At 70.1% G+C, this 17,002-nt stretch carries 14 protein-coding genes and 1 pseudogene; 4 read left to right on the top strand and 11 right to left on the bottom strand.

Annotated elements, in window-relative coordinates; all coding sequences use genetic code 11:
• Window positions 1-559 precede the first annotated feature (559 nt).
• Window positions 560-2,398, bottom strand: coding sequence for a glutamine--fructose-6-phosphate transaminase (isomerizing) (gene glmS / locus KF708C_RS31250; protein ID WP_020205242.1), 1,839 nt, complete (start codon window positions 2,396-2,398; stop codon window positions 560-562).
• Window positions 2,399-2,518: 120 nt separating this feature from the next.
• The gene (glmU, locus tag KF708C_RS31245; protein WP_059415515.1) at window positions 2,519-3,892 is read right to left on the bottom strand and encodes a bifunctional UDP-N-acetylglucosamine diphosphorylase/glucosamine-1-phosphate N-acetyltransferase GlmU; all 1,374 of its coding nucleotides are present in this window, start codon (window positions 3,890-3,892) and stop codon (window positions 2,519-2,521) included.
• A gap of 239 nt (window positions 3,893-4,131) precedes the next feature.
• Between glmU and KF708C_RS31240 the strand changes: the two genes are divergently transcribed.
• Window positions 4,132-5,028: a DUF6279 family lipoprotein gene (locus KF708C_RS31240; protein ID WP_231586648.1), complete on the top strand. Its 897-nt coding sequence runs from the start codon at window positions 4,132-4,134 to the stop codon at window positions 5,026-5,028.
• Window positions 5,029-5,110: 82 nt separating this feature from the next.
• Here KF708C_RS31240 and ttcA read toward each other — a convergent pair whose 3' ends face one another.
• The 3 genes from ttcA to KF708C_RS31225 form a co-directional block, all read right to left on the bottom strand.
• The gene (gene ttcA, locus KF708C_RS31235; RefSeq protein WP_020205239.1) at window positions 5,111-6,052 is read right to left on the bottom strand and encodes a tRNA 2-thiocytidine(32) synthetase TtcA; all 942 of its coding nucleotides are present in this window, start codon (window positions 6,050-6,052) and stop codon (window positions 5,111-5,113) included.
• 295 nt (window positions 6,053-6,347) lie between these two features.
• A complete protein-coding gene (locus KF708C_RS31230; RefSeq protein WP_029044086.1) occupies window positions 6,348-6,758 on the bottom strand; it encodes a dihydroneopterin aldolase in 411 nt (136 codons plus the stop codon).
• Window positions 6,759-6,827: 69 nt separating this feature from the next.
• Window positions 6,828-7,658 carry an SDR family oxidoreductase gene (locus KF708C_RS31225; RefSeq protein WP_020205237.1) on the bottom strand — a complete coding sequence of 277 codons (831 nt, stop codon included), beginning with the start codon at window positions 7,656-7,658 and terminating at the stop codon, window positions 6,828-6,830.
• A 15-nt stretch (window positions 7,659-7,673) separates the two neighbouring features.
• Here KF708C_RS31225 and KF708C_RS31220 point away from each other — a divergent pair, with 15 nt between their 5' ends.
• Both KF708C_RS31220 and KF708C_RS31215 read left to right on the top strand, forming a co-directional pair.
• Entirely contained in the window at window positions 7,674-8,900 is a 1,227-nt protein-coding gene (locus KF708C_RS31220) for a class I SAM-dependent methyltransferase (protein ID WP_059415513.1), read from the top strand.
• A gap of 46 nt (window positions 8,901-8,946) precedes the next feature.
• Complete coding sequence (locus KF708C_RS31215; protein ID WP_020205235.1) at window positions 8,947-9,141, top strand: DUF2905 domain-containing protein; 195 nt, start codon at window positions 8,947-8,949, stop codon at window positions 9,139-9,141.
• A 176-nt stretch (window positions 9,142-9,317) separates the two neighbouring features.
• Here the strand turns inward: KF708C_RS31215 and KF708C_RS31210 are convergent.
• From KF708C_RS31210 to KF708C_RS31185, 6 genes and pseudogenes are all read right to left on the bottom strand, one after another.
• Window positions 9,318-10,023 (bottom strand): annotated as a pseudogene (locus tag KF708C_RS31210) (nucleotidyl transferase AbiEii/AbiGii toxin family protein).
• Complete coding sequence (locus tag KF708C_RS31205) at window positions 10,016-10,774, bottom strand: type IV toxin-antitoxin system AbiEi family antitoxin domain-containing protein (protein ID WP_029044084.1); 759 nt, start codon at window positions 10,772-10,774, stop codon at window positions 10,016-10,018. Before KF708C_RS31205 ends, KF708C_RS31210 begins: the two are co-directional and overlap by 8 nt.
• Window positions 10,775-10,868: 94 nt before the next feature.
• Window positions 10,869-12,134: a multifunctional CCA addition/repair protein gene (locus tag KF708C_RS31200; protein WP_059415685.1), complete on the bottom strand. Its 1,266-nt coding sequence runs from the start codon at window positions 12,132-12,134 to the stop codon at window positions 10,869-10,871.
• A gap of 9 nt (window positions 12,135-12,143) precedes the next feature.
• A complete protein-coding gene (locus KF708C_RS31195; RefSeq protein ID WP_059415511.1) occupies window positions 12,144-12,833 on the bottom strand; it encodes a glutathione S-transferase family protein in 690 nt (229 codons plus the stop codon).
• A gap of 212 nt (window positions 12,834-13,045) precedes the next feature.
• On the bottom strand, window positions 13,046-14,071 hold the full coding sequence (locus KF708C_RS31190) for a complex I NDUFA9 subunit family protein (RefSeq protein WP_020205230.1): 1,026 nt from the start codon (window positions 14,069-14,071) through the stop codon (window positions 13,046-13,048).
• 88 nt (window positions 14,072-14,159) lie between these two features.
• On the bottom strand, window positions 14,160-16,118 hold the full coding sequence (locus tag KF708C_RS31185; protein WP_059415509.1) for a lytic transglycosylase domain-containing protein: 1,959 nt from the start codon (window positions 16,116-16,118) through the stop codon (window positions 14,160-14,162).
• A gap of 114 nt (window positions 16,119-16,232) precedes the next feature.
• Here KF708C_RS31185 and KF708C_RS31180 point away from each other — a divergent pair, with 114 nt between their 5' ends.
• Entirely contained in the window at window positions 16,233-16,853 is a 621-nt protein-coding gene (locus KF708C_RS31180; protein ID WP_059415507.1) for a 5-formyltetrahydrofolate cyclo-ligase, read from the top strand.
• Window positions 16,854-17,002: the final 149 nt, after the last annotated feature.

Below are 17,002 nucleotides of genomic sequence, written 5' to 3'. Positions count from 1 at the left end.
CGAGGGGGGAGCATGGCCGTGATGCGAGGTGGCATCCCTCCCCGTTGATGCGCGGCGCGGTCACATGCGGACAGGCAGTCTTACGCGTGTCTCGTACTTGCGCCGCTTGGCTGGAGGCGGCCTGCGGGTCGCTGCGCAGATGCCGCCCCCATTTGCCCGGTTTGCCCGACGGCGAGATGCGCACGCCGACGCGGTCGGCGCCCCGCACCGGGACCGGCGTGGACCGCGCGGGCGATCGCCTGCCGGCCGGCCATCCGGCCATCGTGGTGGATGGTGGAGCATGACAAGTCCCGGGACGCCCGGAGACAAAGGCTCAGGCAGCGCGGAGCGCGCTGCCGTCGCGCTGCCGTGTAGGCGGACGGCCGATAGCGGCCGGCGCGGCTCTGGCCGACACTCGGCTCGTGAACCACGTTCCCCGCCCGCTCCCGGGCAAAGTTGCTTCGCCCGGGGCGGCGCGGGATGGAAGCGCATGTCCGACGCAGCCGGGACAAACCCGCCGCGGCCGTGCGGCGAGCCCGCCCGTATCTCGCGCGGGCTGCGCCGGCGCCCGCTATGCCGCTTACTCGACCGTGACCGACTTGGCCAGGTTGCGCGGCTTGTCGACGTCGGTGCCGCGCGCGCAGGCCGTGTGATAGGCCAGCAGCTGCAGCGGCACCACGTGCAGGATCGGCGAGAGGTCGCCATAGTGCTCGGGCAGGCGGATCACCTGGATGCCTTCGCTCGACTGGATGTGGGTGTCGCTGTCGGCGAACACGTACAGGCGGCCGCCGCGCGCGCGCACTTCCTGGATGTTGGACTTGAGCTTTTCCAGCAGCGCGTCGTTGGGCGCCACCGTGACCACCGGCATGGCCTCCGTCACCAGCGCCAGCGGGCCGTGCTTGAGCTCGCCGGCCGGGTAGGCCTCGGCGTGGATGTACGAGATTTCCTTGAGCTTGAGCGCGCCTTCGAGCGCGATCGGGTAATGCAGGCCGCGGCCCAGGAACAGCGCGTTCTCGCGGCGGGCGAAGTCCTCGGACCACGAGATGATCTGCGGCTCCAGCGCCAGCACGCCATGCAGCGCGACCGGCAGGTGGCGCAGGTTGGTCAGCGCGGCGGCCTCGGCCTCGGCGGTCAGCCTGCCGCGCACCTTGGCCAGCGCCAGCGTCAGCATGTACAGCGCGGCGAGCTGGGTGGTGAAGGCCTTGGTGGAGGCCACGCCGATCTCGGTGCCGGCGCGGGTCAGGAAGCGCAGCTCGGTCTCGCGCACCATCGCGCTGGTGGACACGTTGCACACGGCCAGCGTGTGGGTGTGGCCGAGCGACTTGGCGTGGCGCAGCGCGGCCATCGTGTCGGCGGTCTCGCCGGACTGCGAGATCACCACCACCAGCGCGCGCGGGTTGGGCACGGTCTCGCGGTAGCGGTATTCGCTGGCGACCTCGACCTGGGTCGGGATCTTCGCCACCGCCTCCAGCCAGTACTTGGCGGTGCAGCCCGAGTAGTAGCTGGTGCCGCAGGCCAGGATCAGGATGCTGTCGATCTCGGCGAACACGCTCGCCGCGTTGGCGCCGAACAGTTCGGGCACGATGGCGTCCACGCCTTCGAGGGTGTCGCCGAGCGCGCGCGGCTGCTCGAAGATTTCCTTCTGCATGAAGTGGCGGTACGGGCCCAGCTCGACCGCCGCGGCGTGGGTCTCGACCACGCGCACCTCGCGCTCGACCAGGTGGTCGTGCAGATCGCGGATGGTGGCGCCCTCGCGGGTCAGCTCGACCACGTCGCCCTCTTCGAGGTAGATGATGTGGTTGGCCGTGCCGGCCACGGCCAGCGCGTCCGAGGCCAGGAACGACTCGTTCTCGCCCAGCGCCACCACCAGCGGCGAGCCGGCGCGCGCGCCGACCACGCGCTCGGGATGGTCCTTGGCGAACACGGCGATGGCGTAGGCGCCGTGCAGGCGCTTGGTCACGGCGCGCACCGAGGCGAACAGGTCGCCGCGCGTGGCGCTGCTCGGGTAGCTGTAGGCCTGGTGGATCAGGTGGGCCACGACCTCGGTGTCGGTCTGCGACTCGAAGCCGTAGCCGGCCGCGCGCAGTTCCTCGCGCAGCGGCTCGTAGTTCTCGATGATGCCGTTGTGCACCAGCGCGATGGTCTCGCCCGAGAAATGCGGGTGGGCGTTGGTGGTGTCGGGCTTGCCGTGGGTGGCCCAGCGCGTATGCGCCACGCCGGTGAAGCCGGCCAGGCCGGAGGCGCGGGTCTGCTCGTCCAGGTCGGCCACGCGCGAGACGGTGCGCGCGCGCTCGAGCGCGCCTTCGCGCACCACGGCCACGCCGCACGAGTCATAGCCGCGGTATTCGAGGCGGCGCAGGCCTTCGATCAGGACCGGTACGATGTTGCGCGTGGAAACCGCGCCGACGATGCCGCACATAGTTTTCTCCCGATAGGCGCGGTCATGGCCGCGCCGGTTGGTTTGCGCGGTAACGGCGGCGCCGTTACCCGCGTATTGCCAATGCCGCCCGGCTTTTCCCGGGCCGCGCGGAGGCGGGGGTTATTTCTTTGCCTGCTTGACCGGACGCTGCCAGCCGTCGAGGGTCATCTGCTTGGCGCGCGACAGCGTCAGCTTGCCGGCCGGCGCGTCCTTGGTCAGCGTGGTGCCGGCGCCGAGCGTGGCGCCGCGCCGCACGGTCACGGGCGCCACCAGCTGCGAGTCGGAGCCGATGAAGACATCGTCCTCGATCACGGTGCGGTGCTTGTTGGCGCCGTCGTAGTTGCAGGTGATGGTGCCAGCGCCGATGTTGACGCGCGAGCCGACCGTGGCGTCGCCCACGTAGGCGAGGTGGTTGGCCTTGCTGTGCGCGGCGATCTGGCTGTTCTTGACCTCGACGAAATTGCCGATGTGCACGTCCTCGCCCAGCACGGTGCCGGGGCGCAGCCGCGCATACGGGCCGATGCGGCCGTGCGCGCCCACGCTGGCGTCCTCGAAGTGGCAGAACGGCTGCAGGTGCGCGCCGGCGCCGACGGTGCTGTTGCGGATCACGCAATTGGCGCCGACGTGGGCGCCGTCTTCGAGGTGCACGCGGCCTTCGAACACGCAGTTGACGTCGATGGTCACGTCGCGCCCGCAGGTCAGCTCGCCGCGGATGTCGATGCGCGCCGGGTCCATCAGCGTCACGCCGGCCTCGAGCAGGCGCTGCGCGAGGTTGCGCTGGTGGATGCGCTCGAGCTCGGCCAGCTGCACCTTGCTGTTGACGCCGAGCGTCTCCCACAGCGCGCCGGGCTGCGCCGAGACCACTTCCACGCCGTCGGCGACGGCGCGCTCGACGGTGTCGGTCAGGTAGTACTCGCCCTGGGCGTTGTCGTTGCGCAGCGTGGACAGCCAGCGGCGCAGGTGGCCGGTGGGCGCCATGATGATGCCGGTGTTGATCTCGCGGATGGCGCGCTGCGCCGCGCTGGCGTCTTTCTGCTCGACGATGCGCGTGATGCTGCCGGTGTTGTCGCCGCCCTCGCGCACGATGCGGCCGTAGCCGGTGGGATCGTCCATCTCCACGGTGAGGATGCCGAAGCGCTCCGCGCCGGCCTCGGCCACCAGGCGCCGCAGCGTGGCCGGCTCGGTCAGCGGCACGTCGCCGTAGAGCACCAGCGTGGGCCGGCTGTCGTCGAGCAGCGGCAGCGCCTGCGTCACGGCGTGGCCGGTGCCGAGCTGCTCGGCCTGCAGGGCGAAGGCGACGTCGTCCGCGCCCACGGCCTCGCGCACGCGCTCGGCGCCGTGCCCGACCACCACCACCAGCCGCGTCGGCGACAATTGGCGGGCCGTCGCAATCACATGCGCAAGCAGCGGCCGGCCGGCGAGCGGATGCAGTACCTTGGGCAGCGCGGAATTCATCCGCTTGCCCATTCCCGCAGCGAGAATGACGATATTCACAAGGAGGATCCTAAGTGAGTGTGTCCATGAAACCGTTTGAAGCCGCCCTCCGGACCGAGTCGGGGACGAACGCACCCGCCGGCCGGATGATCGGGTTTCCGGGGCGCGCGGCACAGCCCACCACGGAGGTGGGCCGGGCGCGCGCGGCAGCGCCGGGGGAAGCGCCGGATCGCGCGGGAAAGGATTCTATCATGGGGGTTTTACGCAGTTTGTCACCAAATCTCACGTTTTTGCGCGGCTTGCGGCACCTGGCCCTGGCCGGCGCCGTGCTGGCGCTGAGCGCCTGCAATGCACTGAAACTGGGCTACCAGCAGGGCGACCGGCTGGCGTTCTGGTGGGTCGACAACTACGTGGACGTGTCGGCCAGCCAGGAGCCGCCCACGCGCGACGCCATCGCCCGCTTCTTCGCCTGGCACCGCCGCGAGCAGTTGCCCGAGATCGCCGGCCTGCTGCGCCAGGCCCGCAGCGAGGTGCAGCAGCCGGTCACGCCGGCCGAGGTGGCCCGCATCCAGGAAGGCGCCCAGCGCCTGGCGCGGGTGGCGTTCGACCGCTCCGCGCCGGACGTGGCCGACCTGCTGCTGACGCTCGCGCCCGAGCAGATCGCCCGCATGGAGAAGAAATTCAGCGACGCCAACGCCAAGTACCGCAAGGAATACCTGCGCCCCGACCCGTCCGCGCGCGCCGAGGCCCGCTTCGACAAGGTGATGGACTATGCCCGCCTGGTCTACGGGCGCTTCTCCGACGAGCAGGAAGACGCCATCCGCCGCGCGATCGGGCCGGTGGTGCAGGGCGCCGAGGCGCGCTACGACGAGCGCGTCAAGCGCCAGCAGGAATGGCTGGCGCTGGCGCGGCAGGTGCAGGCCACCCATCCGCCCCGCGCCCAGGTGGTGGACATGCTCAAGCGCTACGGCGACCACTGGCAGAACCCGCCGACGCGCGAGCGCGACGCGCGCTACGACGCCAACAACGAGGCCGGGCTGGTGCTGACGGCCACCATCGCCAACCTGACCACGCCCGAGCAGAAGCACCACGCGGCCGAGCGCTTCCAGAAATGGATCGACGACGCCAACGCGCTGATGCGCGAAGGCCAGTCCGGCAAGACCGCCGGCGCCCTGCCGGCCCGGGCGGACAACTGAGGGCGGCCGCCGAGGGCGGCCATCGCAGGCGACGGTCGCGGGCGTCGGCCGGGCGCCCGCGGCGTCCCCCGCCGCCCGGCCCTTACTCCGCGCCGGCCGGCTGCGTGTCCGCCGGCGCGGACTTCTCGAAGCGCACGAACTCCAGCTTGTTCTCTTCCATGCCGCCGGCGAACACCAGCGGCTGCTGGGAAAACGCGGTCTGGCCGAACAGCATGGCCTCGTCCACCTTGGCCAGCCCGGTGGCCAGGCCGTTGAAGTCGAACAGCTCGGTGTCGGCCAGGTGCGACGGCACCACGCTGCGCAGCGCCGCGAAGATGTTGTCGATGCGGCCCGGGTTCTGGCGCTCCCACTCCAGCAGCATCTCCTTGACCTTCTTGCGCTGCAGGTTCTCCTGCGAGCCGCACAGGTTGCACGGGATGATCGGGTAGGCCATCGCGCGCGCGTAGGCGGCGATGTCCTTCTCGGGGCAGTAGGCCAGCGGGCGGATCACGATGTGCTGGCCGTCGTCGGTGGCCAGCTTGGGCGGCATGGCCTTCATCTTGCCGCCGAAGAACAGGTTCAGGAAGAAGGTCTGGACGATGTCGTCGCGGTGGTGGCCCAGCGCGATCTTGTTGGCGCCCAGCTCCTTGGCGGTGCGGTAGATCACGCCGCGGCGCAGGCGCGAGCACAGCGAGCAGGTGGTCTTGCCCTCGGGCACCTTCTCCTTGACGATGGAATAGGTGTCGGCGTCCACGATCACGTACTCGACCCCGACCGACTTGAGGTAGGCCGGCAGCACGTCGGCGGGAAAGCCGGGCTGCTTCTGGTCGAGGTTCATCGCGATCAGCTTGAAGTCGATCGGCGCGCGCTTCTGCAGCGCCATCAGCACCGACAGCATGGTGTACGAGTCCTTGCCGCCGGACAGGCACACCAGCACCGTGTCGCCGTCCTCGATCATCTTGAAGTCGCCGATGGCGCGGCCCGTCTGCGACTGGAGGTAGGTTTCCAGGCGGAAGAAGTTCTTGGAATGCGTGGTGGCGGTCATGGCGCTCTGATCGGGAATGCGGAGGCGGAACGGCCTGCGGCGCGGCACGCGTGTCGCTTGTGAGTCACCCGTACATCACTTGTAGGTAACTCGCGCGGTGCCGCCGGGTCCGGTCCGTGGCCGGACAGCCCGGTATTTTAGCGTGAGCGCGCCGGCCGCGCCGGACGGCGGCCGGCGGCGTTGCGCGGCTTCGTGCCGCCGCGTGCGCTCATTGGGCGGTCGCTGGCCGCGTTTGTGCGGCGTTTGTGCGGCGTTTGTGCGGCGCTTGTGCGACGTGCTGGCGCGCCCGATGGCCTTATATCGCCTCGGCCGCCTTGATGTGGAACACCTCGACGCCGACCGAATCGCAGTCCGGGTACACGTCCGGCTTCTCGGTCGAGACGCGCACGGCGCGCACCTTGGGATGCCGGAGCATGGCGCGCGCCACGTCGTCGCACAGCGTTTCCTGCAGGTGCACGTGGCCCTGCGCCATGCGCTCGGCCACGGTGTTGCGCATGAAGTCGTAGTCCACCACTTCCTGCAGCTTGTCTTCCTGGGGCGTGCTCTGCGCCAGCGGCACGAACAGGTCGATGTTGATCAGCACGCGCTGCTCGCCCTTTTTCTCGAATTCGTGCACGCCGATGTTGATCTGCACTTCATAGTTGCGCAGGAACATGCGGCGGCAGTCTTGCAGGCTGGGGTGGGTAAGGGCGGCGAGCATGGTCATGATGGGGGAAAAACGGGTCGGGAAGGCGCGCGGGCCGGGTCGCGGCCGCGCGCCGGGTACGTCAAAGCGTCATTCGGTGAGGAACATCACGTCGCGCGCGAGCGGCATCAGGTGCTGCCCGCCATCGACGTAGAGCGTGGTGCCGGTCACGGCGCGCGCCTCGGCCAGGTAGGCCACCGCCTGCGCGATGTCCTCCGGCGTGGACGAGTGGCCCAGCGGCGTCATGCAGTGCGCGCGCCGGAAGCCGGAGCCGGACTGGTCGGCCGAGACCATCGTGATGCCGGGCGCCACGCCCACCACGCGCAGCTTGGGCGCGAGCGCCTGGGCCAGCTGCACGGTGGCGGTCTGCAGCGCCGCCTTGGACAGCGTGTAGGACAGGAAATCCGGGTTGAGGTTGTCCAGCTTCTGGTCCAGCAGGTTGATCACCACGCCGGTCTGCCCTTCGGGCAGCGCGCGGTGCAGCTCGCGCGACAGCAGCAGCGGCGCCGCCACGTTGGTGCGCATGTGCGTGTCGAGCGAGGCGTAGGAGAAGCTGGTGGCCACGTCGTACTGGAACAGCGAGGCGTTGTTGACCAGGCAGCCCGGCACGCCCAGCGCCGCGGTGCAGGCGGCGATCAGCTTGCCGGTGGCGGCCTCGTCGGCGAGGTCGGCCTGCAGCACCGCGGCGCGGCGGCCGCGCGCGCGGATCTGCTCGGCCAGCGCCTCGGCCTCGGCCAGCGAGCGGTGGCAGTGCACGGCCACGTCCCAGCCGCGCGCGGCCAGTTCCAGCGCGATCACGCGGCCGAGCCGGCGCGCCGCGCCGGTCACGAGCGCGACGCCGCGCGCCGGCGCGGCGGCCGCGGAAGCGGCGGCGCAGGCGCTGCCGGGCGAGGCGGAGTCAGGAGATGTGGAGTCGGGCATTGCTACAATCGCGATATGCACAAAGGCGCTAGTCTACCCCTTCCCCCCGCGGACGCGCTGAGCGCCTCTGCCACGCTCGGCGCACATATCGCCCAGGCCATCGACGAAGCCGGCGGCTGGCTCGGTTTCGACCGCTACATGGCGCTGGCGCTGTACGCGCCCGGCCTCGGCTATTACAGCGGCGGCGCCGCCAAGTTCGGCCGCGACGCGCGCGACGGCAGCGACTTCATCACCGCCCCCGAACTGAGCCCGTTCTTCGCCCGCACGCTGGCGCGCCAGTTCGCGCCGCTGCTGGCGCGGCCGGGCCTGGCGCAACTGCTCGAATTCGGCGCCGGCACCGGCCGCCTGGCGGCCGACCTGCTGCTGGCGCTGGAACAGGAAGGCCAGTTGCCCGCGCGCTATGCCATCGTCGAGCTCTCCGGCGAGCTGCGCGCGCGCCAGCAGGCCACGCTGGCCGAGCGCGCGCCGCACCTGGCCGCGCGCGTGGCGTGGCTCGACACGCTGCCCGAGCGCTTCGAGGGCGTCATCGTCGGCAACGAAGTGCTCGATGCCATGCCGGTGCGCCTGTTCGCCCGCAGCCACGGCCGCTGGCTCGAGCGCGGCGTGGTCCGGGCGGATGCCGAAGATGGCGCCGGAGATCGCGCCGAGACGGCGCAGGGCGGCAACGCCTTCGCCTTCTCCGACCGCCCGCTGCCCGCCGACGACCTGCCCGAGGCGCTGCACGCCATCCCCGGCGACCACGACATCGTCACCGAGACCCACGCCGAGGCCGAAGGCTTCATGCGCGCGGTCGGCGCGATGCTCGCGCGCGGCGCCGCCTTCTTCATCGACTACGGCTTCCCGGGCGCCGAGTATTACCACCCGCAGCGCGCCGGCGGCACGCTGATGTGCCACTACCGCCATCACGCGCACCCGGATCCGTTCCTCTACCCCGGGCTGCAGGACATCACCGCCCACGTCAACTTCAGCGGCATCGCCCACGCCGCCGCCGACACCGGCCTGACCGTGGCCGGCTTCGCCTCGCAGGCGCGCTTCCTGATGAACGCCGGCATCACCGACCTGCTGATGGCGCTCGACCCCAACGACACGCACAGCTTCCTGCCCGCCGCCAACGCCGTGCAGAAACTGCTGTCCGAGGCCGAGATGGGCGAGCTGTTCAAGGTCATCGCCCTGACCCGCGGGCTCGACGACGCGCTGCCGCTGGCCGGCTTCGCGCGCGCCGACCGCAGCCACGCGCTGTAACGCCGTGGCGCTATAGTCAGGCACCCCGACCTCACAGGCACCCATCATGCTGCGCTGGACCTTCACCATCTTCCTGGCCGTCATCGTGCTGTCGGCGGCCTTGCCGTGGCTGCAGAAGCTGGGGCTGGGGCGGCTGCCCGGGGACGTGCGCTTCCGGCTGTTCGGGCGCGACTTCATGCTGCCGTTCGCGTCGACGATCCTGTTGTCGATGGTGGCGTTGCTGGTGGGGAAGCTGATCTGATTCGGTGGCGGGGACGGTGGCGGTAGCGGTTCTGCGGGCGCCGGCCCTCTCCCAGCCCTCCCCCGGCCTGTCTCCCGCGAGCGGGAGAGGGGAGCAAACCGTGGGCACGTGGCAAAACCGCTCAAGCCAACGGATGCGCCGAAGCCACTAGTGGTGCCCGACGGTTGTCATTCCCCTCACTGCAAGAACCCCGCTTCCAGCGCCCACGCCTGCCGTTCGGCCTCCTCCGGCTTGCCGCGGCGGAATCTCTCGAGGTTCAGCAGTTTCCAGCGTATGGCCGGCAGCTCGGCGACATGCGCATGCTGCAGCAGGGACCAGTCGGGTTGCGCGCGCACCAGGCCCGCGAGGAACCGCCGTTGCGCCTCGCTGAAGCGGCGCGGCAGTTCTCGTCTGAGCGTCTTCCGCGTTTCCAGCAGGGTCTCCAGCGGGCAATCGATTTCCATCATGCCGGCGAAAGCGCGCTCGTACTCGCGGGCGATGTCCTTGTCATTGCCGAACAGGATTTCGTGCGGCGGGCGCGGATGGCCCGCGAGATAGACGACGACGCACTCGACCATCTGCGCTGTGAAGCCGCCCGACCCGAGCAGTTGCCACACGTCGAACAGGTCGCGTGGATGCTGGCGGTCCATCGCGGCAACCAGCTTGCCCGCGTAGAGTTCGTCGGGAGCCAGGACCGGCAGATCGAATTCGACGCCGAAACGGTCCGCTGTCCTCGCCATGCCTGGGGACGTAGACCACGTCGATGTCGACGGACAGCCGCGGCATGTCCTGCACGAACAGGTTGATCGCCGTGCCGCCCTTCAGCGCAAATATCTCGTTGCGGAAGACATCGGGAGCGATGTCGAGCAGCAAGCGGACCGTGTCCGCATAGGCCTTATCCATGCGGCTTGAGGCTCAGCAGCGTGCCGTCGTCCAGCCGGCTCATCCAGCGCCGGTTGCTGCCGGTGCGGACCGGGAACCGTTCCAGCAGCGCATCCACGTCCACCACGCCGGTCTCTCGGGCCCAGGTCAGGAAAAGCCGGACCGCCTTCACGCTGGTGCAACAGGCCAGCAACTGGCCCATGAGTTCCTTGCGCGGGCTGCGCAGCCCTTCGAAGAGGTTGCGCGCCTCCTCCAGTCCCTGGTGAACCCCGACGTCGTAGAGCAGTTCGAGGATGGCGCGCTCGGGCACGGAGACCGGCAGGCCGTCCGGCAGGCCCGGCGGCGTGGCCAGCGTCTTGCCGGCCAGGCTCTCTCCAGCCCAGTCGAACAGGCGCGCATGGCGATAGCGCGCCGGGAATCTCGACGCGAACCAGTCCGGTATCTCGAAGCGCGCATCGCCCCACAGGGTCAGCGTTTCGCGCGTGCCGAGATTGTGCCGCACGCCTTGCAGCGCCAGCGCGCTCTTGCCGCCGACGTGCAGCCCGGCCACCCGCTGCCGGAGGAATCCAAGCGCGCCATAGACGCCGAATGCATCGTTGGGAAATGCGTAGACGCCCTGGGCCAGCCGCAGGAGCCAGCCGCTCGACACGTAGTGCGCGGCGAGCTGCGCGGACACGTCGAGACGCTGGAGGGCCTGCAGATCGAAAGGGGCGCCGCGGGGCAACTCAAGCTGCAGGCGCTTGATTGGATGCTTCCTTGGATTTTCAACCATGCTTTAAAAATAGCACGAATTCTAATCAACTCGACCGGAATCGATTCGACTTAGGCTGAAAATATCGTATCAGATACGATTTCTGATACTGAATCTAATCAGATTTCCGCTCATTCATGCCGACGCTTTCCCCCAGCGCCGCCTCCACCGCCGCCACCCGCGCCACATGCACGCGGTCCTTGATGAGGCTGGCATTGCCGGCGCATTCCCGCGCCACCGCGCCGGCATCCACCGCCGCCGCCGCGGCCAGCGCCGCCATCAGCCGCGCCGCCTGCGGATAGCTGCGCTGCTCGAAGCCGAGCCGGCCGCGCGCGTCGGCTTCGCAGGCCTGCAGGATGCCGGCGAAGCGCGCGGGCTTGCGCAGCGCGTCGCAGCGCTCCAGCAGGCGCGTCAGCGCGGCCGCGCCGAAGGCGTCGCTGCGGTGGATGTTGCCGTGCTCGCGCGCCACCGCCACCGCGAGGTCGCGGCATTCGGTGGACACGCGCAGGCGCTTGCAGACGTCTTCGAGCAGCGCCACGCTGCGCTGCTCGTGGCCGATGTGGCGCGGCAGCACGTCGGCCGGCGTGGTGCCCTTGCCGAGGTCGTGCACCAGCGCGGCGAAGCGCACCGGCAGCGGCGCGTCCATGCCGGCGGCGGTATCGACCACCATCATCACGTGCACGCCGGTATCCACCTCGGGGTGGTAGTCGGCGCGCTGGGGCACGCCCCACAGCCGGTCCAGCTCGGGCAGCAGGCGCGCCAGCGCGCCGCAGTCGCGCAGCACCTCGAACATGCGCGAGGGCCGGACCTCCATCAGGCCGCGCGCGATTTCCTGCCAGACGCGCTCGGCCACCAGCGCGTCGACCTCGCCGGCATCGACCATGCCGCGCATCAGCGCGAGCGTGTCCGGCGCCACGGTGAAGTCGTGGAAGCGCGCGGCGAAGCGGGCCACGCGCAGGATGCGCACCGGGTCTTCGGCGAATGCCTCGGAGACGTGGCGGAACTGGCGCGCGGCGAGGTCGCGCCGGCCGCCGTAGGGATCGATCACCGGGCCGGCAAGCTCGCCGCCGGCATCGACCGCGCGCGCCATCGCGTTGATGGTGAGGTCGCGCCGCACGAGGTCGTCCTCGAGCGTGACGTCGGGCGCGCAGTAGAACGCGAAGCCCTTGTAGCCGGCCGCGGTCTTGCGCTCGGTGCGAGCCAGCGCGTACTCCTCCCTGGTCCGTGGATGGAGGAACACCGGGAAATCCTTGCCGACCGGCTTGTAGCCGGCGGCTTCCATCTCGGCCGGGGTCGCGCCCACCACCACGTAGTCGCGGTCCTGGCTGGGCTTGCCCAGCAGGGCGTCGCGAATGGCGCCGCCGACGGCATACACCTGCATGAACAACCCTCAGTGATTGATGATGATGGCGTCGGCGCGGTCCGGCGCGAGCCGGTACGGCTCGTCCGCCACGATGAAGTCGCGCTCCTCGCGCGCATCGGCGATCCATGCCTGCATGGCCGGCAGCGCCAGGATGAAGTCGGCGTAGCGCTTGGCTTCGTCGGGCAGGTGCGTGCCGTAGGTGGCGAAGCGGCTGACCACCGGCGCGAAGTACGCGTCGGCGATGGTGAAGGCGCCGAACAGGAACGGGCCGCCGGCGCCGAAGCGCGCGCGCAGGTCGGTCCAGATCGCGGCGATGCGGTCCACGTCGCGCTGCACGGCGGCGTTCCAGCCCAGGCCGGGCAGCATCGCGGTGGCGTTCATCGGCATCTGGCTGCGCAGGTTGCCGAAGCCCGCATGCATCTCCGCGCAGACCGAGCGCGCCAGCGCGCGCGCGTCGCGCTCGGCCGGCCACAGCTGCTTCTCGGGAAAGCGCTCGGCCAGGTATTCGGCGATCGACAGCGTGTCCCACACGGCGAGGTCGCCATCGACCAGCACCGGCACCTTGCCGGCCGGCGAATGGCGCGCGACCACCGCGTCAAAGTCCGGCGTGGACAGGCGCACCTTGATCTCCTCGAAGGCGATGCCGGCCTGCCGCATCAGCAGCCACGGGCGCAGCGACCAGGACGAATAGTTCTTGTTGCCGATGACGAGCTTCATCGCGGAATCCTTGCTGGAACTGGGAAAGGGAGCGGCCGGGAAAGCACACCGGCGGAACAAGGCATTGTAGCCAGCCGCGCCTGGCCGATCCAAGCGAATTGCGCTCGCAGCGATGTGAGCGCGGGTCACAAGCGGATCACAAGCCGATCACTGGCGCGTCACGGGCGGGCCCGCGCCCGGCCCGCCTGCCCGCACCATCCGCACCGGCAGCTTCAGCGATACACGCTGCGCCGCAGGGTCTGCATCTGGCTCTCGTGGCCGCGCCCGGCCAGCACGTCGGTCATCACCGCTTCCAGGCTGACCGGCTGGCGCAGGCCCAGTTCCGGCGCGAGCGAGCCGGCCATGACGTTGTCGAGCCGCATGGAGTCGAGGTTGTCGCGCGTCATCACCGGCGTGCCCGGCATGTGCTCCAGCACGGCCGCCTGCAGGCGCGCGAGCGCGTCGGGCAGGTGCAGGACCGGGCGCGGGTGGCCGCTGGCGCGCCCGGCATAGCGCACCAGCGCCTCGAGCGTGTAGACCTGCGGCCCGGCCAGGTCGTAGGCGTAGCCGACGGTGGCCGGCGTGGCCATCGCGTTGACGAAGGCCTGCGCCACGTCCTGCACGTAGACCGGCTGGAAGCGCGCCTGCGCGCACGCCAGCGGCACCACCGGCGCGATCTGCTGCATGTGGGCGAACAGGTTGAGGAAGTGATCGTCGGGCCCGAAGATCACGGACGGGCGGAAGATGGTCCAGTCCAGCCCGCTTTCGCGCACCACGCGCTCGCCGTCGCCCTTGCTGCGCAGGTACATCGACGGGCCGGCGCTGTCGGCGCCCAGCGCGCTCATGTGCAACAGCCTGCGCACGCCGGTGCCGCGGCAGGCCGCCACCAGGCGCCGCGGCAGCTCCACGTGCGCCGCGGCGAAGGCGGCGCCGTAGGGCTCGGCGCGCTCGCCGTGCAGGATGCCGGCGAGGTTGACCACGATGCCCTCGGTGCCCAGCGAGCCGACCGCGGCGTCGAGCGCCGCCTCGTTGCGCACGTCGAGCTCGACGACTTCCACGCGCGGCAGCAGCAGCAGGTGCTGGGCGTGCTCGGCATCGCGCGCGGCGGCGACGATGCGCTCGGGGTCGATGGGCGGCTCGGTCACGCTGCCCGGCTCGAGCGGCGTGGCCGAGGCGGTGGCCACGCCCGCCAGGCGGGCCACCAGGTGGCTGCCGACGAAACCGGCGGCGCCGATCACTAGAACGTTGCTGGTCTGCATGGATTCCTCCGTGGCAAGGCCCGGCCGGCGCGCGTCCCGGATGGGGCATGCGCCGGCGGCCGCACTCGCCGGCAGACCGCGCGCCGGCTCAGGGCAAGGCGGTGGTGGTGATCTGCGACGGCGACACCGTGCCCAGGCGATCCTTGAGCGACTGCGGCCTGCCGCTCATCAATGCAGCATAGTACGTGGCGTTCGACAGCACGTTCTTGACGTAGGTGCGGGTCTCCGCGAACGGGATGGTCTCGGCGAAGACCGCGCCCTCGACCTGGCGCGGCAGGCTGGTGCGCCAGCTCTTGGGGCGCCCCGGGCCGGCGTTGTAGGCGGCCGAGGCCAGTGTCCACGAGCTGTCCAGGTCGGTGAACACCATGCTCATGTAGTTGGTGCCGAGCATGATGTTGACGTTGGGATCGCCCATCATCGACGGCGAGAAATCCGTCATGCCGATCTTGCGCGCGACCCACTTGGCGGTGGCCGGCATCACCTGCATCAGGCCGTGCGCGCCGGCCGACGAGCGCGCGTTCATGATGAAGCGCGATTCCTGGCGCACCAGGCCGTAGGCCCACGCCATGTCGAGGCCGACGTCGTCGGTGGCGCGCTGCATGATGTCGCGGTAGGGCATCAGGAAGCGCAGCGAGAAATCGTGCTCGGCCTGGGTGCGGTCGGCGGTGTTGACGGCGCGGTCCAGCAGCTCGATGCGGCGCGCGTAGTCGGCCGCGGCCAGCAACTGGCGGTCGGTCATGCCGCGCAACTCCCAGTTCCACTCGCGGTTGCCTTCGAAGCGCAGGTTGAGGTCGTAGAACTTCTGCGCGCGCAGGAAACCCGGGCGCGCGCGCATGGCGTTGACCTCGGCGTCGCTGACCTGGGTACGCGCGGGCAGCACGGTACGGTTGCCCAGCTCTTCATTGGCGAGCTGGCCGTAGAAGTTGAACTGGCCGGCGATGGCCTGGAACTGCTGCTGCGCCTCGGCGGCGCGGTTGTCGGCCTTGAGCGCGCGGCCGTACCAGTAGGTCCAGGCCGGGTCCTTGGCGCGCAGCTCGGGGCGCATGGCCTCGACCGCCATGCGCACCTGCTTCCAGTCGCCCTGGCGCAGCGCGGCGCGCACGCGCCACTCCTGGCTTTCGTCGGACAGCCACTGGTTGCCGCCCAGGTCCATCTGGCGGCGGTAGTAGCCGGCCGCCTCGGGCGCCAGCTTCTTGGCCGCGAACTGGCCGATCACGCCCCAGCCCGCGCCCTGCTCGTCGCGCGACAGGCCGGCGGCGCTGGCGTTCAGGTAGGCGGCGGCCTGCGACGGATCGTTGCGCGCCATCTTGACCACGGTGGCCAGCGTGTTGCTGTCGCCGCGCGCCTCGGGCGCGGTGGCGGCGATGCGCCCGGCCAGCGTGACGAAGTTCTGCTCCAGCGCCTGGCGTGCCTGGAAGGCCACGTCGCTCGGCTCGATCTGGCGGCTCTGCGCGAGATAGCCGATCAGGTCGACGCAGCCTTCGCCGTAATACTTCGGATCGGCCAGCGCCGCGCGTGCCTCGGCCGCCACGTTCTGGCCCTTGAGCGCGCGCGACAGCAGCGCATAGCACTCCACCTGGGTGTCGTCCTTGAGCACGAACTGCGGGTACTCGGCGTCGAAGTTCACCCAGTCGCGCTTCTTGCCCAGCACCAGCAGCCAGTCGTTGCGCATGCGGTCGGCGATGGCCTCGCCCTTGTAGCGCTGCAGGAACGCGCGCACCTGGTCGTCCGGCGCGTCGATGCGGGCCAGGCCGCTGGCGTCGAACATCTGCGGCTTGATGCGGAAATATTCCACGTACGACGAGATCGGGTAGTCCACCAGCGTGGCCGAGATGGCATCGGTGCGGACCACGTCGTTCTTGCGCGCGGCGTCGCGCAGCGCCACGAAAGCGTCGTCGGGATTGCCCGGGATGAAGGTTGCCGGGGATTGTGACTGCGGCTGCGACGATGGCCGCTTCTGCGCAAACACCGGCGCGGCAAGCAGCGCACACGCGATCGCCGCGAGGGCGGCCCTGGCCGCACGCTGCGGATATACTCCCTTCGGCATTCTTGGCTTTCCTTGTTGTGACGGCCGGACGGCATCGCCTTCTCCGCTCTTGTCGAAGGGCCCGCGTCCGACCGTGCGATATTTGGTCGACAGCAAACATTATCCCACGCAGCCATGCCCAGCGACGAGGTTCGCAACCGTTCCGGCGCGCCCGACAAACCCGCCGCGCAGGCCCCCGCCAGCGAAGCACGCGGCGCCCTGCGGCGCCGGCTGCTGGCGCTGCGCGCCACCCTGCCCGCGCGCGCCGACGCCGATGCCGCCATCGAAGCCGCGCTGGCCACCCTGCTGGAACGCCTGGCCGCGCGGCGCCTCGGTTTCTACTGGCCGATCCAGCACGAGTTCGACGCGCGCGCCACCGTGACGCGCTGGCTGGCCGCCGACCCGGGCCGCCAGGCGGCCCTGCCGGTGGTCAGCCGCCCCGGCGCGCCGCTCGACTTCCACCTGTGGCAACCCGGCACCGCGATGACCAAAGGCCACTACGGCATTCCGATTCCCGACGGCACGCCGGCCGTGGTGCCCGACGCGCTGCTGATTCCATGTGTCGGTTTCAGTGCCGATAAGTTCCGGCTTGGATATGGGGGCGGGTTTTATGACCGCACACTGGCGGCGCTGGCAGCCGGCGGGGTCACTCCGGTGGCGATTGGGGTTGGTTTTGAGGCTTGCCGGATTGCGCTGGCCGCGCAGGGGCATGATTTGGCTATGGATTGGATTGTTAGCGAAGGGGGGTGTTTTTGAAGGGGGTTTCTTAGTTTTCTTGTTTGGGCTTGGGTGGGGGCTTTGTTCTAGCTGCTGTGGGTCTGGCTTGAGACTTGGATGGGGTCCTTGTTCGGGCTGTTTGTGGGCCTTGAGGCTCGGACGGTTTTGGTGCTTGAATCCAAAGGCCA

This window comes from Cupriavidus basilensis (assembly GCF_000876015.1).
Classification (GTDB): domain Bacteria; phylum Pseudomonadota; class Gammaproteobacteria; order Burkholderiales; family Burkholderiaceae; genus Cupriavidus; species Cupriavidus basilensis_B.
Note: the sequence above shows the minus strand (reverse complement) of the source record. Positions and strands in the feature narration are given on the sequence as shown.